Here is a 26,040-nt window from a genome sequence, read left to right on the forward strand (position 1 = left end):
TTCAATGACTTTTATTGCTAAAATAAGCGCAACATTGTGACAATTGACCATGACTCGAGTATTTTTCTTCCATGACTGAGCAACTTTTAACAGAAACAAAAACAATTAAAAAAGCAGCTAAAGAGCGCCAATTCAAAGGTATGTCACTCTCTGAAAGAAAGCTTGCACGTAAAGAAAAGCTGATTGAAGCAGGTATAGAAGCCTATGGAAATCACGGTTTCTTTTCTGTCACTGTAAAAGATATTTGTAATGAGGCTAAGCTGACCGAACGCTATTTCTATGAATCATTCAAAAAAAGTGAAGACCTTTTCCAAACTATTTTTTTGCAGTTAATTGAGCAACTACAACAAACGGTAATGAATGGTGTGATGCAAGCTGCACCAGAGCCTAAAAATATGATCCATTCAGGGCTTACCGCTATATTCACAATGCTTAAAAATGACCCACGTGTGGCACGAATTATCTATGTCGATGCCATGCTGGTTCAAGAACTACATAACCATGCCACGATTCATGAAACAATGGGACGATTTGACCGCCTCATTCACTCATTTGTGATGTTAATGTTGCCGCAAATTGATCGTTCTGAACAAGAAATTTCATTGGTCGCAACAGGGCTGAATGGCTATGTCACACAAATTGCTGTACGTTGGGTAATGGGGGGATTCAAACAATCACTTGAAGAAATCGTTTCAGCTTGTGAAACTGTATTTATCTCTTTGATTGATTCATTCTCACAAAAATAGCAATTTTTGAGCGCAAAATTTTGTCATCAAACTGTCAAAAATATAAATTTGAAGTGAGTCGCAACCAATTATTAGATTTATAATCATGGGATTAATCATCTAAATATCATTGATTATTCATGAAATAGACTATTATTTGTCACATTTTTTTGCAAAAATTTAACTATATCTCCCTTTTGCAATGATACTGTCATAATTAATCTTTGTAATAAGCCTGTCATAAATAAAAAACGGTACACCGTTCATACATAGGATATTGCGTTGTGAAAGATGACTATATATTAATCGTCGATGACGAACTTCCGATTCGAGAAATGATTCATACCTCATTGGATATGGCTGGTTTTCAATGCTTACAAGCTGAAGATGCAAAACAAGCCCATCAAATGATTGTCGATCAAAGACCGTCTTTGATCTTATTAGACTGGATGATGCCAGGTGGCGTAAGCGGTGTAGATTTATGCCGTCGCTTGAAACGTGATGAAAACTTATCCGAAATTCCAGTCATCATGCTGACTGCACGCGGTGAAGAGGATCATAAAGTTCAAGGTCTTGATGCTGGTGCAGATGACTACATGACCAAACCATTTTCCACCCGTGAATTGGTTTCTCGCATCAAAGCAGTATTGCGTCGTGCAAATGCGTTGAGTGGCGAAAAAACTATTGATGCCAATGGCTTGATTTTAGATCCTGTGAGCCAACGTGTAAGCTTTGATAACAAAATTTTGGAAATGGGACCCACTGAATACCGTTTATTGGCATTCTTTATGACCCATCCAGAACGTGCATATACACGCGCCCAACTGCTTGACCAAGTTTGGGGTGGTAACGTATATATCGAAGACCGTACTATTGACGTACATATCCGTCGTTTACGTAAAGTCCTTGAACCCTATGGCGCTGACCGTTATGTTCAAACCGTTCGTGGTACAGGATATAGATTCTCTACTCGTACAGATGTTGCTTTAGGCTAAAGCATTATTAAGGTTAAATTATTTTTTATGTATGAACCCTACCCCGTCCCAGATCTTGCACTCGAACATAAAAAATTTCGTTATAGCAGTTTATGGACTTTCGCAAAGCAAGATTTACGCTTACTGGCGTTTTTATTGATTGTTGGAGGTTTTGTAGGTTTAGGGATCGGGTATTTTTGGATTTGTATATCCATTGCATTTGCGATTTTTTTTATTTTTCAATTGCGCTCTTTGTATCTGGTCAATGAATGGATTTCGAATCGTCCTTATGATTCGCCACCCAATCTTGAAGGAATCTGGGGAGCGTTACTTTTTAATGTATATCGCGCACAACGACAAGAACGAGTGGTACAAGCTGAAATGGTTGGATTAATTGACCGCGCGCAATCCTCTTTGGTTGCCTTAGCTGAAGCTGTTGTTTTGACAGATGAATTACATCAAATAGAATGGTGGAATCCTGCTGCTGAAAAACTTTTAGGTATTCAACCTCTAGATCGTGGACGCAATATTTTAACCATTATTCGTCAACCGAGCTTTTTCGAATATTTTAATAATATTGATCACTCTCCAGATGGCATCAAGATTAAGTCTTCGGTTTACGAAGAACATTATGTACAAATCAAATTGACTCGATTTGGCAGTGAAAGCCGTCTCTTAGTTGCTTACGATGTCACGCGAGTACATAACCTCGAACAAATGCGTAAAGACTTTGTCGATAATATTTCACATGAATTACGTACACCACTTACCGTATTGAGTGGCTATATCGAAACGTTTACTGACCAAGAAGACTTAAATCCTCGTTGGAAACGTGCTTTTGAACAAATGCAATCGCAAACACGACGCATGAATGCATTGGTAAACGATTTATTATTGCTTTCACGTCTAGAAGGCAATAAACAAATCGCGAAAAATCAAATTATTGATATGCCAAATTTGATGCATCAATTATTTGATGATGCTCAAGCTTACAATGTCGATTATGGACATACCTTAAACTTAGACATTGACAGTCACTGCGATTTAATTGGCTCAGATGTTGAACTTGCCAGTGCTTTTAGTAATTTAATTACCAATGCAATCAAATACACACCGAAAGGTGGCACAGTTACGATTGGTTGGCACGATGATGGTGAACACGGTTATTTTACCGTACAAGACACAGGCATAGGCATAGATCCAAAACACCTTCCACGACTGACAGAACGATTTTACCGTGTAGATAGCGCTCGTAGCCGTCAAACTGGTGGAACAGGTTTAGGATTAGCTATCGTTAAGCACGTTTTAATGCAGCATAATGGCTATTTAGAAATTGATTCCAAGGAAAGCCACGGCTCAACCTTTAGAGTTGTATTTCCTAAAGATCGACTTGATTTTGCAGGTTAATATGCTATTTTGAGCCAATAAAATATGTACTGAAATATAAGCTCAAATTCTCCATTGTATAGACTGTATTATGCTTTGACAGATGTACAAGCTTGAAAATAGTCTTATTTCAACACGATTCAATAAAAATATGTTTTATAAATTATTGATGCAAAAATCAATGTGCAGAATTGCTTCCCCCTTTTTAGAGGAAGGTTCCAATCTAAATTTTTGAGCAAAAATATGATTTAAAGTGTATGCCCTAAAGCTTCACCCATCACTACAGCAGAATTCGCAGTGAATGCGGCATCCCAGCTCATTTTATCCTGTTCAAACAGTACAATTGCGGTTGAACCTAAGTAGAAACGCCCTAGCTCATCACCTTTTGCCAATTTTAAATCATGATAGTTCAATTCCAAACGACCCGATGGTTTGACCTTGCCAGTCGCTACAGTTTCAATCCCTGCAACAATCATTGCGCCGACTAAAACCACAGCCATACGTCCTAAATCCGTATCAAATAGACAGACCATACGCTCATTACGTGCAAACAAACCTGGAATGTTTTCCGCAGTAGTTTGATTCACAGAGAATAATTCACCTGGAATATACAAGGTTTCTGTCAAAGTCCCTGCAAAAGGTACATGCACACGATGGTAATCACGAGGTGACAAATAAACCGTGGCAAATTGACCATTTTGGAATGGTTTAGCCAATTGTGGATCGCCAATAAGCTGATCGACAGAAAAACATTGTCCTTTGGCTTGAAAAACATCACCATTTTCAATTTTTCCAATTTGCGAAATTGCACCATCGGCAGGAGACACAATACTTGTTGAATCGGCATCAATTTCGCGCACACCATTTTTTAATGCACGAGTAAAAAATTCATTAAATGATTTATATTTCAATGCATCTGTTTGTTCAGCAATAGATAGGTCGATGCCATACTGTGCTTTAAATGCTTGAATTGCGATATTTTTTACAATGGGATTTTCACTTGCTGCAACTTTACCAACGACACGGCTAAGTTGTTGCTGTGGAACAATTTTTTGAGTTTGAATAAAAATTTGTTTTTTTAACTTCGATGTAAGACTCACGCAGGTGATTCTCCAGTAATAATTGGACTGTCGAGGCGATTGCCCCACTCGCTCCACGCACCATCATAGGCTTGAACATTCCAATCGAGTAATCGACCCAAAATATACGCTAGACCTGACCGATGATGTGATTGGCAATACACCACCACGGGTTGATCTAACTGAAAACCTAATTGTTCTAAACGTTGTTGCGTGCGTTCTAAAGGATGCAATTTTAAATGATTTTGACGATTAATAGCAGTACTCCATTCAAAATGAATTGCATTTGGAATGTGACCGCCGCGTCTAGCAGCTAAACGTTGCCCTGTATATTCTTCTTCCGTTCGGCAATCCCACAGCTGAATGTTTTGCTGTTGTACTTTTTCTAATAATTCAGAATATTGAATTCGATATTGGTTGATATTGTTTAAATTGGGATTAAATAGTGACTCTACTTTGGTCAATTTTTCATTGTCCGCAGAGGTTGGATAACCTGCCGCAAGCCATGCGTGAATGCCGCCATTGAGCAAACTGGTGTTATAAAAACCCAAACAATGTAAGTTCCAAATTAAACGTCCTGCCCAAGCACCGCCTTCATCATCATAAACAACCACATGGTGTTCCGGCGAAATATTCAAATACTCAATAAAAGTCTGTAAAGCTGCATCATCGGGGAGTAAACCAGAGGCTTGTTCTTCTTGACGCACCAATAAGCGCGGTTTGACATGCAGTGCATGCGGAATATGCAATTGTTCATAAACAGAATTGCGACTGAGATCGACAATTCGGAGTTTCTCATGCCCTAAAAATGGCACAAGTTGTTCTGCTTCTATAAGTAATCCGAAGTTAAAAGTCGTTGCAGTCATACGCTTTTCTAATTTGAGGCCCTGAACAAAAAAGATCTTATCATAGTGTTTTTTGTCAATATGCTGATTTTTTACATTCTTTTAGCAAAAAATCAGCTATTGATTTTCAATTATTCTACAACTTCAGCTATTTCAAACACCTGACGTAAGTACGCTAAGAAAGTGTCATTATCTGTCATGGTTTTTCCAGGACTATCGGAAATTTTTGCCACAGATTGACCATTACATTCTACAAGCTTTAAGACGATATTGAGGGGGGTTTGCCCCATGTCATTGGTCAAATTTGTACCAATCCCAAAACTCACTTGGAAACGATCTTTAAAGTACTGATAAAGACTCCAAGCACGTTCCAAATCTAAGCCATCACTAAAAGTTAACATCTTGGTTTTAGTATCAATTTTGAGTTTTTTATAATGCTCATAAGCTTTATCACCCCATTCAAATGGGTCACCACTGTCATGACGTAAGCCATCAAATAACTTGGCAAAATACAAATCAAAATCACGTAAGAATGCATCCATACCCACGACATCGGTCAGTGCAATACCTAAGTCACCACGATATTCTTGTACCCAAGTTTCGAGTGCCGACTTTTGAAAATCTCTCAATCGAACATCAAGCGCTTGGAATGCTTGAAGAAACTCATGTGCCATCGTTCCAATCGGATAAATATTTAATTCTTTAGCAAGTAATACATTACTGGTACCACGGAATACGTTGGGTGCAGCCGCATGAAGCGTTTGAATCACATGACGTTGCCAATCTAAGCTATAACGACGGCGAGTACCAAAATCTGAGACCAATAAAGGTGGATCATTCGGCTTTTGATCTTTTTGATATTGTTCTAATAATTTAACTTTGGCTTGTAGACGACGTTCACCTTCGAGTAAAACTTCATCTGTACGAATACGACTGAAATAAAGTTCATTTACAATCGCCAAAACAAAAATTTCGAACATCATCGCTTGAACCATTGGACCTTCAATCCAAATATCTAAACGACCTTCATGATCAATACTGGCTTTAATAAAACGGCGTTTCAGTTGGAATAGTTCTAAGTAATCGACAAAATCACTTTTTATAAAACGCATACTGCGTAAATAGACTAACTCATCTTCTTTGAATTTTAAGGTACATAGTTGGTCAAGTTGATGATTTAAATCATCAAGAATATCTGCCAGTGGATAAACCGTAGCATCCAAATTACGACAGCGGAAATGGTACACGCCATGCGTTTGAGGAAATTTATGTAATACCACTTGCAGCATCGTAAATTTATACAAGTCAGTATCGAGTAACGATTTTATTAATGGTTGCATAGCATACTCATTTAGCAGATCTTCATTCACTATAAAAAGTTCATTCATTCTTGCATATCAAAAAAAAGTTTTGTTTGATTTTCAAACTAAAGTCTTAGTTTTGAACAAAATTCTACATTATAAGTTCGTACGCTGCATAAACATTAACATATTATTATCATAATATTCATATTAAGTATTTTTTAGTTAACATTAATTGCAATATAATTATTTTTTAATTAACATAAAATTAACAAAACTGGATATTTTATAAATACTTAAGAAATATCTAACCAACATTTTAATTAAATTAAAAGGAAAAATCATGGCTAAGTTTAGCTTAGATGAACTAATGGATATTGATGGATTTATTGCGGCAGCATTAGTCGATAGCTCAAGCGGTCTTGCATTGGCTACAGCCGGTTCTGGGGTAGATTTAGAACTTGCAGCAGCAGGTAACACAGAAGTTATTCGTGCAAAACGTAAAGTTGCAAAGGCTTTGAATTTAAAAGATAACATTGAAGATGTCTTGATTACTCTAGGCAAGCAATATCATGTATTACGTCCATTAGATCGTAATGAAGAACTTTTCTTATATTTGTTATTAGATCGTCAAAAGTCGAATCTTGCAATGGCTCGCCATGAGTTGAAAATTTTTGAAAAAAGTTTAGATTTTGCTTAATTCTATCTAAATCAGAAATAAAAAAAACCTGAATTATTCAGGTTTTTTTTATTTGAATACAATCTTGTCTTGAAATAAATTTATGCAAGAGAGGCTTTTCATAACTTTCTTTTATTTATCATTCACTATGCTCAGGAAAAAATATTAAAAAGATGAGAATCTTCTATTTCTGTTGCTCAGGAATATTCATTTGAACCTTGGTTGCGTAATCTACACCATGCGTATTGAGATATTCTCGGATCAACTGACGAACAACCTGAGAAGGTTTTAAGTCCTGCCGACTACATAATTCTTCAAAAGCTTGTTTTTTTACAGGGTCTATCAAAATAGTCAATCTTGCTGTCTTATTTTCCATAACATTCCCCTTTAACCCATCAATGTAAATTAAATGATAATATGATTATCATTTAATGTTCTCAAGTAATTTAAATTGCATCTTTAATAAATCATACATTTCTTTTTAAAAATAGTGAGATATAAGCCAAATATCATTATTTCCATCAATCCCATAAATTGTATAGGTATTTTATTTTTTTTCAAATCTGCTGCGTTCAATCTACGTCCATTACTCATAAAATTACACTTTTCCTACATGTAAAAAGCCAATCATTGTTCTTATACACCATTACTTCGTAAATGACTTTGTTTATTGTCCATTCAGAATAATTGAAGCATCCTCATCATTCAAAACTTTCATTTGCTACAATCACATCAATTTTTTATGTTGAACTGAGAATAATATGCGTGCCTTATTACAACGCGTCCTCGAAGCCAAAGTTGTTGTAGATGCTGAAACAACAGGCGAAATTCAAAAAGGGATTCTGGTTTTTTTAGGTATCGGCAAAGATGATAATCTTGAAAATGGTAAAAAATTGATCGATAAAATCCTAAAATACCGTTTATTTGATGACGAACAAGGCAAAATGGGCTGGAATATCAGCCAAGCCAATGGTGGCATACTTTTAGTTTCACAATTCACCTTGATGGCGCAAACTCAAAAAGGATTACGCCCCGATTTCGGATCTGCCATGCCACCTACGGATGCTAAAGTACTTTATGAGCAATTAGTTGAATACGCACAATCACAATTTGAAAATGTACAAACTGGTATTTTCGCTGCGGATATGAAAGTACATTTGGTCAATGATGGACCTGTAACTTTTAATTTAGAAATTGAATAATAAAATTTAAAATTTTTAAATCAATAAAAAAGCCCTAAATGGGCTTTTTTATTTTTCAAGACGAGAATGATTGTGCAGAGATACTGAAACAGTACATTAACGACCCGTTTTTTCTTTTAAAAACTGACGAGCCATTTTAATTTTGTCTTTAATTGGTTTTGGTACTTTAGGTGGAATCAATTTCGCGACTTGGTTAAACCACACCAATAGGCTGAAATCACCTTCCATTTTGATCGTGCCATTTTGCATGCCAGTCATAAAGGCAGTTGGATCGCCTTTTACCAAAGTTTTTACGCCTTGCTCACTATCTGCAAACTGTAGAATAAAATCAGCTTTATTCTCAGCGCCAGACACTGTATCAATTTGACCATTGTTTACATTAATTTGACGCGCTACGCCCAAATCTGTACCAATCTGAATACTGAACTGACGATTATGCGTCAACTCAATAAATTTTGGACTAGTACGTGCCAGTTGCTTCATACGAAGTGCTAAACCCAATACAAGCAGATCCAAAGGATCGGTGCTCGCATCTACGATTGGTAACTTCACAACTGGAATTGAAGAAAGTTTCATGACATTTAAGCCTGTTGTTTTTAAATTAGGTTCGAATTTGCTCATCCTAGCATAACTTGTCATTTGTTAGACATGGCTTTCAGAACAAACTATTCAGCTAAAAAAAAGGTATATCATTTTGATATACCTTTGAATGTCTAAATTCAGTTTTTTCGTGTAATTAAAGTCAGTCGCCTTATTCTAAAAAATAATATGTATTACTCATCTTCATACACGGGTGTATGCTCAATGTATTGTCTATTTGCAAGTGCCTTTTGAGCACGGTTGTCTTCACGAAGTAACAACGCAATTAATGCTGACATTGCGATCATAATCGCTGTTAAGTAGCTATATGCCATCGAAATTTCAAAATAGTTTTGCACACTATATCGAATAGATTCTAAAGCCCCCCAGAAGATCATGCCTGCAAACATGAAACCTAACCAATGACGGTAAGGGGAAAAGAAAACAGTAGCCAACGCAGCAGCAATCAAACCAAATCCAATGAATGTTGCAAATGTCGCTGATACCATAAAAACCTCCGTCAAAATGATGTCTCTTAATACCGTTTAAATTAGTACCGTTTAAATATGGTGTTTCACAACACATTTTAAGCTTTATAATTCTTGTTTAGTCATCTTATAAAAGCTCATGTTTTGCATTATGTCTGGTTTTGATAAGAAGAAAAGCGCTGTTTTTAGGTTAAACGACACACTTTGTCGCAACATTCCTTTGTCATTACATTTTTTCAGAAACCGCTTTTTAATAGAATCTAGTCCTGATCAATCTTGCAGTGTCATTACAAAAAAATACACAGTAATTTTAACGCTAAAAAACTTTTTTCGAGTTCGGAAATGAATCCATCAAGTGGGTACTTTTATTTGTATGAAAAAGAACAAATGTATTTAATTTACACATAAAAATAGCGACTTTAAGTCGCTATTTTTGTCATCAATTTGCAATAATTATTTAGGCTAATTAAGCCTTTATGCGCGATTTAAATCTTTATCATGCACACCCAATAAATACAGTACACCATCTAAACCAACACTGGAAATCGCTTGATTGGCATTTTGGCGAACCAATGGTTTTGCTCTAAAAGCAACGCCTAGACCTGCAATAGAAAGCATCGGTAAATCGTTTGCACCATCACCAACAGCAATGGCTTGCTCTAAAGAGATACCCATTTTTTCAGCAAGATCAGTCAATAATAAAGCCTTGCGTGCTCCATCAACAATATGCCCTTTCACTTCACCTGTCACAAAGCCATTCTCAACATCCAGAATATTGGCATGCACTTCATCAATACCTAATTTTGCTTGTAAATATTCTGCAAAATATTGGAAGCCACCTGACAAAATTGCCGTGCGATAACCTAGCGACTTCAAGGTTGAAATCAAACGTTCAGCACCTTCTGTAACCGTTAAACGCTCAGCGATTTTTGGCAGTACAGATGCATCTAAACCTTTCAATAAAGCTACACGTGCACGGAAACTCTGTTGGAAATCTAACTCACCCAGCATGGCACGTTCAGTTATTTCTGCAACTTGATCGCCTACCCCTGCTTCTATTGCCAATTCGTCAATGACTTCTTGCTCAATCAAAGTTGAGTCCATATCGAAGCAAACTAAACGACGGTTACGGCGAAAAGCATTATCTTCTTGCACAGCAACATCAATACTCAATTCTGCAGACAATCTTAAACACGCCGCACGCATGGCTTGTGCATCAAGCATTTGACCGCTCAGACCAAATTGCACACATGAACGTTTAGGATCATCTAGCTGTCCATCACGCTCAGGACGACCCGATAAACGAGTCACAGTTTCGATATTAAAGCCTTGGCTAGAAACAATATTGGTCACTGCTTGTAAATGTGCAGGTGTCAATTCAGGTGCCAATGCCGTCACGATATAACGTGTACGTCCACCTTCACTCACCCATTGATCGTATTCTGACTCTGAAATGGGTTTAAAACGAACCGTTAAACCAATATCGTGTGCTAAAATAAGCATGTCTTTCATGGCCAAAGCTGTTGCTGTTTGGTCGTTTGACGAAATAACAATACCTAATGTCAACTGATTATGAATAACAGCCTGTCCAACATCTAATATTTGCAAAGAATGTACGGACAACACTTGCATTAATCGAGTAAACTGATTGGGCTGGTCAGGACCTAAAAATGATATAAGAATGATTTCTCGCATGAATTGACTCGAGTCAGAGCTACAACTATTGTGAGAATCATAATCGATATTGCTGTATGGCTGTTAATAATCCCTATAATTTTCTTTGGAATTTTAAGTTGAATGCGCCAAGACAAGGGCTATTTGCTAGCCTACTCATTGTAAGTTTTGCATTTCATACCTTTTTATTGGTAGTTGCAACAACCCATCAGCTGAATGAAAACCGTGCCAGCCAAGGTCAACTCATGACCACCCAACTGGTCACAGATAGCCTTGCTGAACTTGAGCCTGCCAATACGGTTTCTTTGGCATTGCTTGCAAATCGTTATGCGACCAATCCAAGCGTAGCGTCCATACGTATTTTGGATGCACAAAAACAAGTGCTTGCAACAAGCGGCATGGCGAAAACCCGTCAGGGTGAAGTTTTTGTTCGTGATGCATTACAAAATGAAAAGAAAGTCGGCACGATTGAAATTACCTTAATCAAACCGAGTATTGGGGAAATTTTACGTACACAATGGCTCGCCATTTTAGTGTCATTATTCATTCATTTATTTTTGTGGTTAGCTTATCGTGCAATTGCTCGTCCAACTCGCAGTGAATATTTAACACGACTGAATAACGAAGCACGTTTGAAACATGAAATTCAGCAGCTCACAGAAGCGCTAGAAGCAGAAAAAGCCAATCGTCATATTGCCATGGCTCAAGCTCAGCAGGCACAAGTGAAGCCTAAAGCTGAACTTAAACCGCTGATTAAATCACTTGAAAGTGATCAAGATATTTTGGCACTGAATATTCAATATTATGATCCGAAGCAATTGATGAACACCGTCAATCAATCGGTATCCGTACCTTATTTTAATTTATGCCAAATTTTCTTAAATAAAAGTATCGAACTGTGCGCGCAACATTTCAAACTTAGTTCTAAAGATTTCACCGTTCAGCAAGTATTTAATCAAAATGGCGCATTAATCAGTATTGATGCCGATAAACCAGATGCTGCACAGTGCATTTTAATGATCGGTTCTGTATTCCAATTATTGTCAGAAGTGCTCTATAAACGATACCGTGAAGATAAACGCTTTGTTTTACAAACACGTTGTGCAATTACAACTTCTGTAGAAGCGATGCAATTGGATGCTTTACAAGCCGCAGAGCGCTTAGCTAATCATTTAATTGCCAAAGAAATGGCATTATATTTAAGCAATGATCAATTGAAATATATTGGTGATTGTTATCAATTGGTTGCATTACCAAATCCGACCAATGTTCTGACACGACATTCATTTATGATCAATGGTATGAATCAAGAATGTGCTGAACTTGCACAAAATATTCGTACCGAAATTTTAAAAGGTAAACGTAATACAGTAGCGCCTGAAGCTATTCCAGAAATCTAAAATAAAATTTAAAAAGTAAAGCGCTCTTTTCACATAGAAAAGGGCGTTTTTCTTTTTTGTAACATTCTTCATAAGCTCATCTTAATTTTTTACAAATGAATGTTTAATCTTTATACAAAATAAGCGTAAATCAATTTTTCTTCTCTTTTCATACCCCTACAAGCTTGTGTATAACTATGTTCATCAAAGGAAGATGATAAGCATAGGCAAAATACGTAAAAACACGTTAGACTATGTTCCGAATGAGTTAAACGAAAATGTCACACGACAGAACAAAAAGGTGAAGCTTGATGCCGCTCAATACTGTTGAAGAGCTTGTAGCAGATATCCGTGCAGGAAAGATGGTTATCCTGATGGATGATGAAGATCGTGAAAATGAAGGCGATTTAGTCATTGCTGCGACACATGTACGCGCTGAAGACATCAACTTTATGATCACACATGCTCGTGGTCTAGTATGTCTGACATTAAGTCGTGATCGTTGTAAACAACTGAATTTACCGTTAATGGTCGATGCCAATGGCGCCCAACATGGCACCAACTTCACGCTATCGATTGAAGCTGCAAATGGCATTTCTACAGGAATCTCACCTGCTGAACGTGCACACACCATTCAAACTGCGGTGGCAGCACATGCTAAACCTAGCGATATTGTTCAGCCTGGGCACATTTTCCCACTAATGGCACAGCCAGGTGGCGTATTACACCGCGCAGGTCATACAGAGGCAGGCTGCGATTTATCACGCCTTGCAGGCTTAGAACCTGCATCAGTGATCTGCGAGATCATCAATGAAGATGGCACCATGGCACGCCGCCCAGATCTTGAAGTCTTTGCAGAAAAGCATGGTCTGAAAATGGGTACCATTGCTGACCTGATTCATTATCGTATGACCAATGAACAGACTGTCGAGCGTTTAGATCAACAAACTATTGATACTGAATACGGTACTTTTGACTTATATCGTTATCGTGAAGTTGGCAACCCAGACATTCATATCGCTTTAGTTAAAGGTGAGCCTAAACAGGGTGTTACGACTGTGCGTGTGCACGGATTCAACCCTGTACGTGACTTGCTTAAGCTAAATAAGAAAGATGGCGAACCTGCGTGGAATTTGGATAAAGCATTGAAAACCATTGCTGCCAGTGACCGTGGTGTACTGGTATGGATTGGACAGCGTCATTTATCTGACCTAGGTCCTGCCTTAGATGCACTGACTCAGCCAAAACCAACGAAATCAAATTCTGCACTTTCACAACAATATCAAACGATTGGTGTTGGCGCTCAGATTCTACGTGATTTAGGTGTTGAGAAAATGAAATTGCTCAGCTCACCATTACGTTTTAATGCATTATCAGGCTTTAATTTAGAAGTGGTGGAATACATCACTGCTGACCAAAAAACAGGTCAATAATTTTTAATCAGACTTCTTTTATTTCGTAGTTCAATGATGTTTTACCGCGTTATAAAAGAAGTTTATAAAACCACTTATCTGTTAAATCAACGAGGTTGCTATGGCGATTCGCCGAATAGAAGGTTTATTACATCTCGCGAGCGAAGGCCGTTACGCGATTTTAGTTGGTCGTTTTAACAGCTTTGTTGTTGAACATTTATTAGAAGGTGCAATTGATACATTGCATCGCCATGGTGTTAGCGACGATAATATCACTGTCGTTCATGCACCAGGCGCATGGGAACTTCCTGTGGTTGCTAAAAAACTAGCAAACTCAGGCAATTTCGATGCAGTTATTGCACTTGGCGCAGTGATTCGTGGTAGTACACCACATTTCGACTTCGTTGCAGGTGAATGTGCCAAAGGTTTAGGTGTAGTTGGTTTAGATACTGGCTTACCTGTAATCAACGGTGTATTGACTACGGATAGTATTGAACAGGCGATTGAACGCTCTGGTACAAAAGCAGGTAATAAAGGCGGCGAAGCTGCCCTTACTGCAATTGAAATGGTTAACCTGTTAAAGGCAATTTAAAGCATGTCGCAAACACTCCAAGCTACTTATGCAGCAAAACGTAAAGCACGTCGTTTTGCAGTACAAGGGATTTATGAATGGCAAATGAGCCACAACCCGGTGCATGAAATCGAAGCACGTACTCGTGCTGAAAATGCCATGCATAAAGTGGATCTCGGCTATTACCATGAACTGCTCACTCAAGTGATTGCAAATCATGAAGCATTGGATGCTTTACTCGTTCCAGTACTTGATCGTGAGCTTAAGGCACTGGATGGTGTTGAACTTGCAACATTACGTCTAGGCGCTTATGAACTAAAAGATCATCTTGAAGTTCCATATCGTGTTGTACTTGATGAAGCAATTGAGCTCGCGAAACACTTCGGTGGTACAGACAGTCATAAATACATCAACGGTGTATTAGATCGTCTATCCACTACCCTGCGTGATGCAGAAAAACAACAAGCTAAATAAGCTGAGTTGCTTTTAATATGGCTGAGTTTTCTATCATTGATACCTATTTCAATCGTCCGCATCAAGCAGATGTCGATTTAGGTGTTGGAGATGACTCAGCCCTGCTCACCCCTCCACCCCATCATCAATTGGTGATTTGTGCCGACACCTTAGTCGCTGGACGACATTTCCCCCTCGATACTACTGCGCATGCCATTGGCTGGAAATCTGTTGCCGTCAATTTATCTGATATTGCCGCAATGGGTGCAAAACCGCACAGTATTCTTCTCGCATTGAGCTTACCCCAAATCGATCATGACTGGCTAAAAGGCTTTAGTCAGGGTTTGTATGATTGTTGCGATCAATTTGGAGTCCGTTTAATTGGTGGTGACACCACGCAAAGCCCACATTTAACACTCAGTGTCACAGCACTCGGCTGGATTGAAACAGGAAAATCTGTTCTCCGTTCAGGCGCTCAGGTCAATGATCTTGTTGTGGTAAGTGGTACTATTGGTGATGCTGCTTATGGATTACAGCATTTAGGACATCCATTACAACAACGTTTAGATTATCCAACACCGCGCTGCGAACTCGGTACAATACTGAAAGGCTTAGCCTCAAGTATGATTGATGTTTCAGATGGCTTAGCCCAAGATTTAGGGCATATTTTAAAAGCGTCCAATGTAGGTGCAAAAATAGATCTTTCACGCCTCCCTATCGATAATGCACTCAAAGTATTATCTGACCAAAAACAGTGGGAATACGCCTTGGCAGGTGGTGATGATTATGAGTTGTGCTTTACAATATCCATGCAAAACTACCAAGATTTTTTACAATTACAACCCAATGTAAAAACGACAATCATTGGGAAAATTACGCAGCAATGCGAACTGACTTTTGAAAAAGATGGCTTAGATCATCCTCTTCAGCTAAATGGGTATCAACACTTTGCATAAACCTCCTATTGTCTTTAAAAATATGACATGGTCTGAACGCTTTATTGTGTTCTGCGGTGTTGGCTTCGGCTCAGGTCTTGCACCTAAAGCACCAGGTACTTTTGGTTCTGCATTTGCACTATTATTTGTTCCCATTTGGCTTGCAATTGGCTTTTATGGCTCTCTTTTTGCCATATTCATCATGTCATTGGTTGGAATTTGGATTTGTGGAAAAACTGCTGACATTATTCATGTACATGATGATGGACGCATTGTTTGGGATGAGTTTGCAGGACAATCCATCACATTTTTACCGTTAATTTATTTTGGACAAATGAACTGGATTTGGCTATTGGCTGGATTTGTCCTCTTTCGTTTATTTGATATTTGGAAACCGTGGCCCATTCGTGTCATTGATCAAAAAATCGATGGCGGTTTTGGCATCATGTTTGATGACATCATTGCAGGCGTTTGGGCAGCAATTTGTATACTGATTTATTTATATTTTAATATGGCTTAAGCCAAACTGTAGGGTGTGTTATGTCAACGACTGTGATCATTCTTGCTGCAGGTAAAGGAACACGTATGCGTTCCAGTTTACCAAAGGTTCTTCAACCTTTAGCTGGACGTCCTTTACTTGGTCATGTGATTGAAACAGCAAAACAATTACAAGCGGAAAATATTATTACCATTTTTGGGCATGGCGGCAATTTAGTCAAAAAAGCATTTAGCCATGAAAATATAGAATGGGTTGAACAAACTGAACAACTGGGTACAGGTCATGCTGTTAAAGTGACCTTACCTGTATTACCTATAGATGGTATTTCCTTAATTTTATCTGGTGATGTACCTTGTGTACAGCAAAGTACCTTGCAACGTCTTCTCGATGCTTCTACTAACACTGGCATTGGTTTAGTGACATTAACCCTTGAAGATTCTACAGGCTATGGTCGTATCGTTCGTAAAGACGATAAAATCCAAGCCATTGTAGAACATAAAGATGCTTCTAAAGAACAACATCAGATTAAAGAAATCAACACGGGTATTTACTGCGTTAGCAATGCCAAATTACATGAGTGGTTACCTAAACTCAGTAATGACAATGCTCAAGGTGAATATTACCTGACGGATATTGTTGCTATGGCACTGGCGGATGGGATGGAAATCGCATCCATTCAGCCTGAACTAGCATTTGAAGTTGAAGGCGTAAATGATCGTATTCAACTTGCAGCTTTAGAACGTGAATTTCAGTCTCATCAAGCAAAAAAATTAATGCAGCAAGGCGTACACCTGATTGATCCATCACGTTTTGACTTACGTGGTGCATTAACCGTTGGTACTGATGTGCAAATCGACATTAATGTCATTATCGAAGGTAACTGTACTTTCGGTGACAATATTGAAATTGGTGCAGGTTGTATCATCAAAAATACCACTATTGCTTCAGGTACTAAAGTTCAGCCTTATAGCATTTTTGACAATGCAGTTGTTGGGGCAGATGTACAGATTGGTCCTTTCGCACGGCTACGTCCAGGTGCAAAACTGGCAGATGAAGTCCACATTGGCAACTTTGTAGAAGTGAAAAATACTGCTATTGGTCATGCATCGAAAGCCAATCATTTTGCTTATTTAGGTGATGCTGAAATTGGTGCAGGTTCAAATATTGGTGCAGGAACGATTACCTGTAACTATGATGGTGCCAATAAGCACAAAACCATTATTGGTGACCATGCCTTTGTCGGTACCAATAATTCACTAGTTGCTCCTGTCCGTATTGGCAATGGTGCAACAACAGGTGCAGGCTCTGTTATCACGCATGATGTACCTGAAAATGCACTGGCATTTGAACGTGCAAAACAAATTACTAAAGAAAATTATCAACGTCCCCAAAAGGTCACGAAATAAGAGGATATAAAGATGTGCGGAATTGTTGGTGGCGTTGCTGAACGTAGCATTACAAATATTTTAATCGAAGGTTTAAAGCGTCTTGAGTATCGTGGTTATGATTCTGCGGGCGTAGCATTGGTTGATCAAGGTCAGATTTTACGTGAACGTCGAGTTGGTAAAGTCGCTAATCTCGAGCAAGCTGTCAATGAATCCAATATTTTAGGTTCATTGGGTATTGCCCACACGCGTTGGGCAACGCATGGTAAACCAACTGAAAATAATGCTCATCCACATATTTCTGGAACGGTTGCAGTTGTCCATAACGGTATCATCGAAAATTATCAAGAATTAAAAGACGATCTTGAAGCTTTGGGCTATGTATTTACATCTCAGACCGATACAGAAGTGGTTGCGCATTTGGTACATGAAGCGCTGAAATATACACCTGAATTACTGAAAGCAGTTGAACAAGTTGTTCCTCAGTTAAAAGGTGCTTATGCACTTGGAATCGTACATACAGATCATCCAGATGAATTAATTGCAGTACGTGAAGGTTCTCCATTGGTGATTGGTGTAGGTATTGGTGAAAACTTCATCAGCTCTGACCAATTGGCTTTATTACCTGTAACCAACCGTTTTATGTACCTTGAAGAAGGTGATATTGCACGTCTAAAACGTGACAGTATTGAGGTATTTGTAAATGGTCAACTCGTTGAACGTCCAATCAAAGAGCTAGATGCAACGGTTAGCAATGTATCTAAAGGCGAATATAAGCACTATATGCTCAAAGAAATCTATGAGCAGCCTGAGGCAATTCAACAGACCATTTCACAAGCATTGAATGGTAATGCTCTGCGTGATGATTTCCTAAAAAATGCTGAAGTTGATTTCAACAATATTCAACAAGTTCAAATTCTTGCATGCGGTACAAGTTACCATGCAGGAATGATCGCAAAATACTGGTTTGAGCAACTGATTGACGTTCCTTGTCAGGTAGAAATTGCGAGTGAATTCCGTTATCGCTCGCCAGTCATTGTGAATAATACCCTTTATGTCTGCATATCACAGTCTGGTGAAACAGCAGACACCTTAGCTGCACTGCGTGATACACAAAAACGTGCCAAAGCGAAAGGTCTGAACATTACCACCATGACCATCTGTAATGTAGCAACATCATCAATGGTACGTGAAACCGATCACCATTTATTGACACTTGCAGGTCCTGAAATTGGTGTAGCATCTACCAAAGCCTTTACTACTCAGTTGGCAGCTTTAATGCTGTTAATTCTGAAAATTGGGCAGGTGAAACAAAGCCTAAATGCAGATCAGGGTAATGAAATTATTACTGCACTTTGGCATACCCCGAAAGTCATTCTCGATACCTTGCAGAATGATACGGAAATCCTACGCTTATCGACTTTGTTTAAAGAAAAACAACACTGTTTATTCTTAGGTCGTGGTACAGAATTCCCAATCGCATTAGAAGGTGCTTTGAAATTAAAAGAAATTTCATACATCCATGCGGAAGGTTATGCTGCTGGTGAATTAAAGCATGGTCCATTGGCACTGGTAGACAATGACATGCCTGTGGTGATTCTTGCACCACATGATGACATGCTCGATAAACTAAAATCTAACATGGAAGAAGTTCAGGCTCGTGGCGGAGAACTGTTTGTTTTTGCTGATGAAAATAGCGGCATTAAAAACAAAGATCGTCAACACGTGGTAAATGTACCGACTGTAAATTCATGGCTTGCACCGATTGTTTACAGTGTGCCAGTACAATTGCTGTCTTACCATGTTGCGGTACTTCGTGGTACAGATGTCGATCAGCCACGTAATTTAGCAAAATCTGTAACTGTTGAATAATCAATAGTTTATGTGAATTGAATAATGTATGAGAGTAATAAAGATATACCTAGTGAAATCATATAATCAAACCTAATCAAAAAATAGCCGACCGCAGAGTTGGCTATTTTTGTTTACCCATCCCAAAAAATCACATGGATTGTTTTAATTGCTGTTTTAGTTTTTTTCCACATAGGATAATCGTTCTACGATCGGCATCAACAGCACCACAGGCAATGACGCGTTCACGCATTTCCATTGTAATGTCATAATGCGGATAAGACGCTGTGCGATGAAATAAACGGGCATCAATTTTCATCAGCTGTGCAAAATGATGTAACTCATCAAGACTGTCTGCCATCATGTGGCACCACACTCTATCTTTAAATAACACTCTTGCTCGATCTACATAAATTGCCATAAATCCCTATACCCTATTCTTTCATCACATTTGAGTGACAACATACTTAAATAATATTCCTGAATTTTATCTCGACAATGTATTCTGTAGGTAAACCTTTTAGCTGTCTAAAACTATAGCGAAGCCAACGATGAAATACCTAATCAGTGCCTGTTTAGTCGGTGAAAATGTCCGTTATGATGCTAAAAATTGTCTGCAACACAAACTTAAATATTTAGTCGATACCCAACAGGCTATCGTGATTTGCCCTGAAGTTTCGGGTGGATTATCCACGCCACGACATCCTGCTGAAATCATAAATGGCGATGGTACTGCCGTATTAAAAGGTACAGCACAAGTGATAAACATACAGGGCGATGATGTCACGCAGGCATTTATTTTAGGGGCAGAAAAAACCCTAAAACTCGCGCAACAACATCAGGTCACACATATCATTTTGAAAGCTAATAGCCCATCTTGTGGTTCACAGATGATTTATGATGGAACCTTCACAGGACATAAAATACAAGGCAAAGGAGTAACTGCAACATTACTCGAACAGCATGGTTTTCAAGTCATAACTGAACATGAATTTTTACAGAAGCTTATGGATTAAGTCTGTCATTATTGATGGTAATGATCTTAATAAAACTGATTTTGAGGAAAATCACGCTGAATTTTCAGACTTTCTCTCCGCCTTCGCTGCCCAATAGGTCGCCAAAGCAGGTCCTGAAATATTATGCCATAAGCTAAAAATCGCACTCGGAACAGCGGTCACAGGGGATGCAGCAAAATGGATTGCAGCCAAGGTCACACCTAAACCTGAATTTTGCATGCCAACTTCAATCGCTACAGCTTTACAGTCAGGATAAGATAAATTAAACAGACGACTTGCCCAGTAACCCAATAAAAAGCCTAAACCATTATGCAGAATCACCACACCTAGAATCAGTAAACCTGACTGTAAAATTGATGCCTTACTGGCAGCAATAATGGCAGCCACAATCACCACTATCGCAATCACGGAAATCAACGGCATAACCTGAATATATTGTTCAGTTTTTTGCTTAAATAGGCTTCTAAGCAAAACACCTAGAATGATCGGAAAAATCACCACTTTTAAAATATCGATGAACATAGAACCTGCATCAATCGGAATCCATTGGCTTGCCAAGATGTAGAAAATTGCAGGAGTAAGAATAGGGGCTAGAAAGGTCGAAACGGAGGTACACGCAACTGACAAGGCTGTATTGGCTTTTGCCATATAAGCAATAACATTAGAAGCCGTACCACCTGGGCAACAGCCTACAAGTAACACACCTACAGCAATTTCAGCAGGTAATTGAAAAACCTGACACAACACATAGGCTAAACTGGGCATAATTAAAAACTGAGCAACTACACCAATAAATACAGCTTTTGGGCTTTGTAAAACACCTTTAAAATCATCCACGGTCATGGTCATGCCCATTCCAAGCATAATAATACCCAAAACCCATGGAATATAGGCTTTCATCCAGACAAAAGCGGTTGGAAAACACAGTGCAATAAAAGCAAAAACTACGACCCACAACGCAAAGGTTTTTTGCACAAATTGACTAAAACGTAAAATTCCAGACATCATTCCCACCTAAACACATATTTCTATTGTCATACATCAGGCTTATCTTAGTAAAACGTTTATCGTATGAGTGTCTTTTTCACATTTTATGATGACTTTTCATCAGAAGTTGCATGCAAAATACTCTTCATAACCACTCGTTTGACACCAACAGCCAGCATTTCCTGCCACGCATGTTGTAGTGAACCTTGCAAATCAATGGCTTTGGTCGCATCTGAAATAACAAACGTTTTAAAACCTAATTTTGCGGCATCCATTGCAGTCCAAGCCACACAAAAATCTGTCGCAATCCCCACAATATATACAGAGTCAATATTACGTTCTTTCAAGTAACCTGCTAATCCTGTTGATGTTTTATGGTCAGCTTCCATAAATGCAGAATAACTATCAATATGAGAATGGAAACCTTTGCGAATAATCAGTTGTGCTTTTGGAATATTTAAATCTGGATGAAATTCAGCGTCTTGCGTACCCTGTACACAATGCGTAGGCCATAAAACTTGCGAACCATAATCAAGTTGAATCGTGTCATAAGCTTTTTTATTGGTATGATTCTCGGCGAAAGAAATATGGTTTTCAGGATGCCAGTCTTGGGTCAGGACAATATTATCAAAATTCTGTGCTAGTCGATTGATACTGGGGATAATCTGCTCAGCATTCGTAACGGCTAAATTGCCACCTGTTGTAAATCCATTTTGCACATCAACTACAATTAAAACACTACTTTCAGATAATACCATTTCCCTATTCTCTTAAAAAAACTAGTTATTTGTGAATATTTTAGCCATAGATATAAAAATCATATATGACTCAAAATACAATAAATATCGTTATTCATCCATTTTTACAAATAGTAAACCTAATTCAACCGAGAATATTGTAAAAGATGAAAATGTATTTGTTTCTTTTTATAAAGTTTTCTTCAGCTTTGAACAAATCGTATTGTTCTCAATCGCTGAATCAGTCATAATTTGCATAAGCATTATGCAATCTTTAAAATGATTGTTCCTCGCTCAAATCAAAATACTGCAACCGTCTACAAATCATTTTGCACAAGGTAAAATGTAGATGGAAAAATAGGATATTTTTTCAAAATGACTCAGCAAGCACAGATCATTCAAGGCTCAATTGTCGCAATCGTCACCCCTATGTTCGAAGATGGCAGCGTAGATTGGAAGGGTCTAGAGAAGCTCGTTGAGTGGCATATAGAACAAGGCACAAATAGTATTGTTGCTGTGGGTACAACAGGCGAAGCTTCTACGCTCAGCATGGCAGAGCACACCCAAGTGATTAAAGAAATTATTCGTGTAGCCAACAAACGTATTCCAATTATTGCTGGAACGGGTGCAAACTCTACTCACGAAGCGATTGAGCTCACCAAAGAAGCTAAAGAACTCGGTGCAGATGCCGCACTTTTAGTGACACCTTATTATAACAAACCGACCCAAGAAGGTTTATATCAACACTATAAAGCGATTGCTGAAGCTGTTGATTTACCTATTATTCTCTACAATGTACCTGGCCGTACAGGTGTAGATATGGATAATACAACTGCCATTCGTTTGGCTGATATCCCAAATATTGTTGGTATCAAAGATGCGACTGGAGATATCCCTCGTGGTAAACAACTAATTGATGGCTTAAATGGCAAATCGATGGTGGTTTACTCGGGTGATGATGCAACAGCAAGTGAACTGATCCAATTAGGCGCACATGGTAATATTTCTGTGACTGCCAATATCGCACCCAAAATCATGAGCGAACTTTGTGCTGCTGCATTGGTAAAAGATGTTGCAACTGCAAAAGACAAAGATGACCAAGTTGCAAAATTAAACAATATTCTATTTTGTGAATCGAACCCAATTCCAGTCAAATGGGCGCTTCATGAAATGCAATTAATTGGTACAGGTATTCGTTTACCGTTAACGCCACTTGCAGAACAATACCGTACTCCACTGCGCGAAGAACTCAAAGCAGCGGGTATCATTTAAATAAGAGCTTAGTATTATGCAATTACGTTTAGGTTTAACTCTTGCCCTTTCAGCTTTAAGTTTGGCAGGTTGTAGTACCCTTGGAATCAGTAATGGTTCTTTAGACTATAAAAATACGACCACAGTAGAACCACTTAAATATCCTGAAGGTGCGACCGTTAGACCTGCAACGCCGTTGTATCCAGCACCTATTGTCGAACAGCTTGCAATACAAAATGCACCGAATTTTGATAATAAGCGTGGCAATCGTTTTGAGATGCCTCGCCCTGAACAAGCTAAAATTACGGTTTCTTCAGATCAAGCGACTACATTGAATGAAAGTGTTGGGCGTCCACAACTTTTAACCGATGGAAATGGTAATCCATTAATCAAAATTGATGGAAATTCTGCTACAATTTGGCAATACACAGGTGCCACACTCAGCAGCTTAAACTACAAGACGAGTAGTCAAAGCAAAAAAGCGTATGAAACGACTGTGAAGATCGAAAATCAAACCTATATTTTAAGACTAACATCAGTAGGAACAAGCAATACACTTGCGCTGTTCAATGCTGACAACACTTTTGCAGACAAAGAAAAAGCTGCAGAATTGTTATCCCAGATTTACCAAAACTGGCCAGCCTAGTCGTTCTAGGCAATTTTTACTTGCAAAAGGTTCCCCCATGTTAAAACAAACCTTGCTCTATACTGGTAAAGCAAAATCCGTTTATGAAACAGATAGCGCCGACCATCTAATTCTAGTTTTCCGTGATGATGCTTCTGCATTTAACGGTGAAAAAATAGAGCAACTAGATCGTAAAGGTAAGGTGAATAACCTTTTTAACGCCTTTATCATGGAAAAATTGGCTGCGGCTGGTATCGAAACTCACTTTGAAAAACTTCTTTCTCCAACTGAAGTTTTAGTGAAAAAATTACAAATGATTCCTGTTGAATGTGTAATGCGTAACTACGCTGCAGGTTCATTATGCCGTCGTTTAGGCGTGGAAGAAGGCCTAGAGCTTACCCCTGCTACTTTTGAATTGTTCTTCAAAGATGACGCTTTAGGCGATCCTATGGTGAACGAATCTCAAGCAATCGCCTTAGGTTGGGCAACAGCTGAACAATTGGCTGACATGAAAGAACTCACTCAAAAAGTGAACGTCATTCTTAAAGATTTATTCGACCAAGGCGATATGTTACTGGTTGACTTTAAACTTGAATTTGGTGTGTTCCATGACCGTATTGTTTTAGGTGATGAATTCTCTCCAGACGGTTGCCGTTTATGGGATAAAAACACCAAGAAAAAACTCGACAAAGACCGTTTCCGTCAAGGTTTAGGCGGTGTTGTTGAAGCTTATGAAGAAGTTGCATCACGTATTGGCGTAGATCTTTCAGGCATCTAATTTATAGATCCTGTTCTTAAAAAACCGAGCTTTTTAGCTCGGTTTTTTATTTTAAAATTTTCAATGCGTTAAGTTTTTGGCACGATATCCTTCAAATTAGCATCTACTTTTTTTAAAAAGAGTTCCAATAGAGAATGACCTTCCTATCAATCTAAAGGGGATATATATCTTTAAAACTCTGATCAAAAGTATCTATGCCTTAAATAATATAAAGTCCAAAATAGTTAATAAGTAAGCCATAATGACCCTAATTTGTCGTCCCACTCGCTCGGTGTAATTACCATGCGCCCTGCATTTGGTGTGAGCGTAATTTCACTAAAATAAACATCATCTTGCGTAAATAAAAAATCGATCCGACTATAACCTTGCTTAAAACAAAGTTTTTCTGACAGCTTAATCATTTCTTGCAATTTCTTTGGTGTCGCTAAAATTGCAGGTGTATTCTTTTTAAGATCTACCGTAAATGGTTGTAACACCCAAGATGTATCATAAATATTAGAATAGTCTATACTTTTATCATCCTGAACATCGACTTCTAAATAGGTCGGTTGACCTTCAAAACAATGCACTCGGCTTGTCGTAATGGTAAAATTATTAGTGCTGTCAAAAAATAATTCTACATATTGCTCAACTAAAATGAGCGGGGAAATATTTTTATAATGCCACTCTCTTTTTTTAAAATAATTATTCTCTCTTAAATGGCTATTGATTTTAAGTTCTGCCTTTTTGAGATCAAAAAGCTGCTTATTCTTACAAATCATGGTGCTACCGCTATCATGATTGCATTTTAAAACAAATTTTTCTGGCAGCTTATTAAAATTTATCTCATTGAATTTTTTATATATGCCAATATTTGGCACTAAATGCTGATGACCAATTTTTTCAGAAATCAATTCACGGACCGCAAGTTTGTCTGCTAAAGCAGTATGCAATGAATTTCTTTCAAAAATCATCCGAGCAGTAACTTTCTCATTAAAACTTTTCGGTTGATCAAAGTTAGGTATATATCCAAGTTTATTAATAAATCTCTTGGTTAAATAATTTTTATCCGAAACAAATTTTGTTCTAAAAACTTTTGCATTATATATAAGCGATTCAAGCATAATTAAAAATTCAGATTATATTAAGACGGTGGTAATTATAATATCGGCGATATCATACATTAATTTTTTTACAGTTTAAATATAATTTACACATGGTTAAAAATACAACAATATAAATAATTTTAT

28 protein-coding genes are annotated in these 26,040 nt (G+C 38.0%); 17 read left to right on the forward strand and 11 right to left on the reverse strand.

Going from position 1 to position 26,040, the window contains the following annotated elements:
* Nucleotides 1–71 precede the first annotated feature (71 nt).
* The 3 genes from ACG94X_RS09035 (at nt 72) to phoR (ending at nt 3,106) form a co-directional block, all read left to right on the forward strand.
* Nucleotides 72–746, forward strand: a complete 675-nt coding sequence (locus ACG94X_RS09035; protein ID WP_419383396.1) for a TetR/AcrR family transcriptional regulator — start codon at nt 72–74, stop codon at nt 744–746.
* 263 nt (nt 747–1,009) lie between these two features.
* Nucleotides 1,010–1,720: a phosphate regulon transcriptional regulator PhoB gene (gene phoB / locus ACG94X_RS09040; protein WP_419383397.1), complete on the forward strand. Its 711-nt coding sequence runs from the start codon at nt 1,010–1,012 to the stop codon at nt 1,718–1,720.
* 27 nt (nt 1,721–1,747) lie between these two features.
* On the forward strand, nt 1,748–3,106 hold the full coding sequence (gene phoR, locus ACG94X_RS09045) for a phosphate regulon sensor histidine kinase PhoR (RefSeq protein WP_419383398.1): 1,359 nt from the start codon (nt 1,748–1,750) through the stop codon (nt 3,104–3,106).
* Nucleotides 3,107–3,333: 227 nt separating this feature from the next.
* On the opposite strand, the gene asd is transcribed toward phoR, so the two are convergent.
* The 3 genes from asd to pncB all read right to left on the reverse strand — a co-directional run bounded on the left by asd (nt 3,334) and on the right by pncB (nt 6,349).
* On the reverse strand, nt 3,334–4,185 hold the full coding sequence (gene asd / locus ACG94X_RS09050) for an archaetidylserine decarboxylase (RefSeq protein ID WP_419383399.1): 852 nt from the start codon (nt 4,183–4,185) through the stop codon (nt 3,334–3,336).
* On the reverse strand, nt 4,182–5,030 hold the full coding sequence (locus ACG94X_RS09055) for a sulfurtransferase (RefSeq protein WP_419383400.1): 849 nt from the start codon (nt 5,028–5,030) through the stop codon (nt 4,182–4,184). The genes asd and ACG94X_RS09055 overlap by 4 nt, the downstream gene beginning before the upstream one ends.
* A gap of 110 nt (nt 5,031–5,140) precedes the next feature.
* Nucleotides 5,141–6,349, reverse strand: coding sequence for a nicotinate phosphoribosyltransferase (pncB, locus tag ACG94X_RS09060; RefSeq protein ID WP_419383401.1), 1,209 nt, complete (start codon nt 6,347–6,349; stop codon nt 5,141–5,143).
* 304 nt (nt 6,350–6,653) lie between these two features.
* Between pncB and ACG94X_RS09065 the strand changes: the two genes are divergently transcribed.
* The gene (locus ACG94X_RS09065) at nt 6,654–7,010 is read left to right on the forward strand and encodes a roadblock/LC7 domain-containing protein (protein ID WP_419383402.1); all 357 of its coding nucleotides are present in this window, start codon (nt 6,654–6,656) and stop codon (nt 7,008–7,010) included.
* A 163-nt stretch (nt 7,011–7,173) separates the two neighbouring features.
* On the opposite strand, the gene ACG94X_RS09070 is transcribed toward ACG94X_RS09065, so the two are convergent.
* Entirely contained in the window at nt 7,174–7,365 is a 192-nt protein-coding gene (locus ACG94X_RS09070; RefSeq protein ID WP_419383403.1) for a ribbon-helix-helix protein, read from the reverse strand.
* Nucleotides 7,366–7,750: 385 nt separating this feature from the next.
* Here ACG94X_RS09070 and dtd point away from each other — a divergent pair, with 385 nt between their 5' ends.
* Entirely contained in the window at nt 7,751–8,191 is a 441-nt protein-coding gene (dtd, locus tag ACG94X_RS09075; protein WP_419383404.1) for a D-aminoacyl-tRNA deacylase, read from the forward strand.
* Nucleotides 8,192–8,287: 96 nt separating this feature from the next.
* On the opposite strand, the gene ACG94X_RS09080 is transcribed toward dtd, so the two are convergent.
* From ACG94X_RS09080 to serB, 3 genes are all read right to left on the reverse strand, one after another.
* Entirely contained in the window at nt 8,288–8,767 is a 480-nt protein-coding gene (locus ACG94X_RS09080; RefSeq protein WP_419383405.1) for an SCP-2 sterol transfer family protein, read from the reverse strand.
* 197 nt (nt 8,768–8,964) lie between these two features.
* A complete protein-coding gene (gene aciT / locus ACG94X_RS09085; RefSeq protein ID WP_419383406.1) occupies nt 8,965–9,279 on the reverse strand; it encodes a ciprofloxacin tolerance protein AciT in 315 nt (104 codons plus the stop codon).
* Between the two features lie 453 nt (nt 9,280–9,732).
* Nucleotides 9,733–10,953: a phosphoserine phosphatase SerB gene (serB, locus tag ACG94X_RS09090; RefSeq protein ID WP_419383407.1), complete on the reverse strand. Its 1,221-nt coding sequence runs from the start codon at nt 10,951–10,953 to the stop codon at nt 9,733–9,735.
* Nucleotides 10,954–11,009: 56 nt separating this feature from the next.
* Between serB and ACG94X_RS09095 the strand changes: the two genes are divergently transcribed.
* The 8 genes from ACG94X_RS09095 (at nt 11,010) to glmS (ending at nt 19,438) form a co-directional block, all read left to right on the forward strand.
* Nucleotides 11,010–12,332 carry a hypothetical protein gene (locus ACG94X_RS09095; RefSeq protein ID WP_419383408.1) on the forward strand — a complete coding sequence of 441 codons (1,323 nt, stop codon included), beginning with the start codon at nt 11,010–11,012 and terminating at the stop codon, nt 12,330–12,332.
* A 290-nt stretch (nt 12,333–12,622) separates the two neighbouring features.
* Nucleotides 12,623–13,744 carry a bifunctional 3,4-dihydroxy-2-butanone-4-phosphate synthase/GTP cyclohydrolase II gene (gene ribBA / locus ACG94X_RS09100; RefSeq protein WP_419383409.1) on the forward strand — a complete coding sequence of 374 codons (1,122 nt, stop codon included), beginning with the start codon at nt 12,623–12,625 and terminating at the stop codon, nt 13,742–13,744.
* A 100-nt stretch (nt 13,745–13,844) separates the two neighbouring features.
* Nucleotides 13,845–14,315 (forward strand): 6,7-dimethyl-8-ribityllumazine synthase, encoded by a 471-nt coding sequence (ribH, locus tag ACG94X_RS09105; RefSeq protein WP_419383410.1) that lies wholly within the window; start codon nt 13,845–13,847, stop codon nt 14,313–14,315.
* Nucleotides 14,316–14,318: 3 nt separating this feature from the next.
* The gene (nusB, locus tag ACG94X_RS09110; protein WP_419383411.1) at nt 14,319–14,768 is read left to right on the forward strand and encodes a transcription antitermination factor NusB; all 450 of its coding nucleotides are present in this window, start codon (nt 14,319–14,321) and stop codon (nt 14,766–14,768) included.
* A 17-nt stretch (nt 14,769–14,785) separates the two neighbouring features.
* Entirely contained in the window at nt 14,786–15,703 is a 918-nt protein-coding gene (thiL, locus tag ACG94X_RS09115; protein WP_419383412.1) for a thiamine-phosphate kinase, read from the forward strand.
* A complete protein-coding gene (locus ACG94X_RS09120; protein WP_419383413.1) occupies nt 15,681–16,202 on the forward strand; it encodes a phosphatidylglycerophosphatase A family protein in 522 nt (173 codons plus the stop codon). The genes thiL and ACG94X_RS09120 overlap by 23 nt, the downstream gene beginning before the upstream one ends.
* A gap of 20 nt (nt 16,203–16,222) precedes the next feature.
* Entirely contained in the window at nt 16,223–17,587 is a 1,365-nt protein-coding gene (glmU, locus tag ACG94X_RS09125) for a bifunctional UDP-N-acetylglucosamine diphosphorylase/glucosamine-1-phosphate N-acetyltransferase GlmU (RefSeq protein WP_419383414.1), read from the forward strand.
* A 12-nt stretch (nt 17,588–17,599) separates the two neighbouring features.
* Nucleotides 17,600–19,438, forward strand: coding sequence for a glutamine--fructose-6-phosphate transaminase (isomerizing) (gene glmS / locus ACG94X_RS09130; protein WP_419383415.1), 1,839 nt, complete (start codon nt 17,600–17,602; stop codon nt 19,436–19,438).
* Nucleotides 19,439–19,568: 130 nt separating this feature from the next.
* Here glmS and ACG94X_RS09135 read toward each other — a convergent pair whose 3' ends face one another.
* The gene (locus tag ACG94X_RS09135) at nt 19,569–19,838 is read right to left on the reverse strand and encodes a DUF4031 domain-containing protein (protein ID WP_419383416.1); all 270 of its coding nucleotides are present in this window, start codon (nt 19,836–19,838) and stop codon (nt 19,569–19,571) included.
* Nucleotides 19,839–19,968: 130 nt separating this feature from the next.
* On the opposite strand from ACG94X_RS09135, the gene ACG94X_RS09140 reads away from it, so the two are divergent.
* A complete protein-coding gene (locus tag ACG94X_RS09140; RefSeq protein ID WP_419383417.1) occupies nt 19,969–20,433 on the forward strand; it encodes a 2-thiouracil desulfurase family protein in 465 nt (154 codons plus the stop codon).
* Between the two features lie 51 nt (nt 20,434–20,484).
* On the opposite strand, the gene ACG94X_RS09145 is transcribed toward ACG94X_RS09140, so the two are convergent.
* Nucleotides 20,485–21,438 (reverse strand): bile acid:sodium symporter family protein, encoded by a 954-nt coding sequence (locus tag ACG94X_RS09145; RefSeq protein WP_419383418.1) that lies wholly within the window; start codon nt 21,436–21,438, stop codon nt 20,485–20,487.
* 86 nt (nt 21,439–21,524) lie between these two features.
* On the reverse strand, nt 21,525–22,178 hold the full coding sequence (gene pncA / locus ACG94X_RS09150; protein ID WP_419383419.1) for a bifunctional nicotinamidase/pyrazinamidase: 654 nt from the start codon (nt 22,176–22,178) through the stop codon (nt 21,525–21,527).
* A gap of 354 nt (nt 22,179–22,532) precedes the next feature.
* Here pncA and dapA point away from each other — a divergent pair, with 354 nt between their 5' ends.
* Genes dapA through purC form a run of 3 tightly spaced genes read left to right on the forward strand, consistent with a single transcriptional unit; the run spans nt 22,533 to nt 24,811 of the window.
* Nucleotides 22,533–23,429, forward strand: coding sequence for a 4-hydroxy-tetrahydrodipicolinate synthase (gene dapA, locus ACG94X_RS09155; protein ID WP_419383420.1), 897 nt, complete (start codon nt 22,533–22,535; stop codon nt 23,427–23,429).
* 16 nt (nt 23,430–23,445) lie between these two features.
* Nucleotides 23,446–24,054 (forward strand): lipoprotein-34 precursor (NlpB), encoded by a 609-nt coding sequence (locus ACG94X_RS09160; protein ID WP_419383421.1) that lies wholly within the window; start codon nt 23,446–23,448, stop codon nt 24,052–24,054.
* 37 nt (nt 24,055–24,091) lie between these two features.
* Nucleotides 24,092–24,811, forward strand: coding sequence for a phosphoribosylaminoimidazolesuccinocarboxamide synthase (purC, locus tag ACG94X_RS09165; RefSeq protein ID WP_419383422.1), 720 nt, complete (start codon nt 24,092–24,094; stop codon nt 24,809–24,811).
* Between the two features lie 224 nt (nt 24,812–25,035).
* On the opposite strand, the gene ACG94X_RS09170 is transcribed toward purC, so the two are convergent.
* Nucleotides 25,036–25,914: an ATP-grasp fold amidoligase family protein gene (locus tag ACG94X_RS09170; protein ID WP_419383423.1), complete on the reverse strand. Its 879-nt coding sequence runs from the start codon at nt 25,912–25,914 to the stop codon at nt 25,036–25,038.
* Nucleotides 25,915–26,040: the final 126 nt, after the last annotated feature.

Origin of the sequence: Acinetobacter psychrotolerans (genome assembly GCF_048552595.1) — a bacterium.
GTDB lineage: Bacteria > Pseudomonadota > Gammaproteobacteria > Pseudomonadales > Moraxellaceae > Acinetobacter.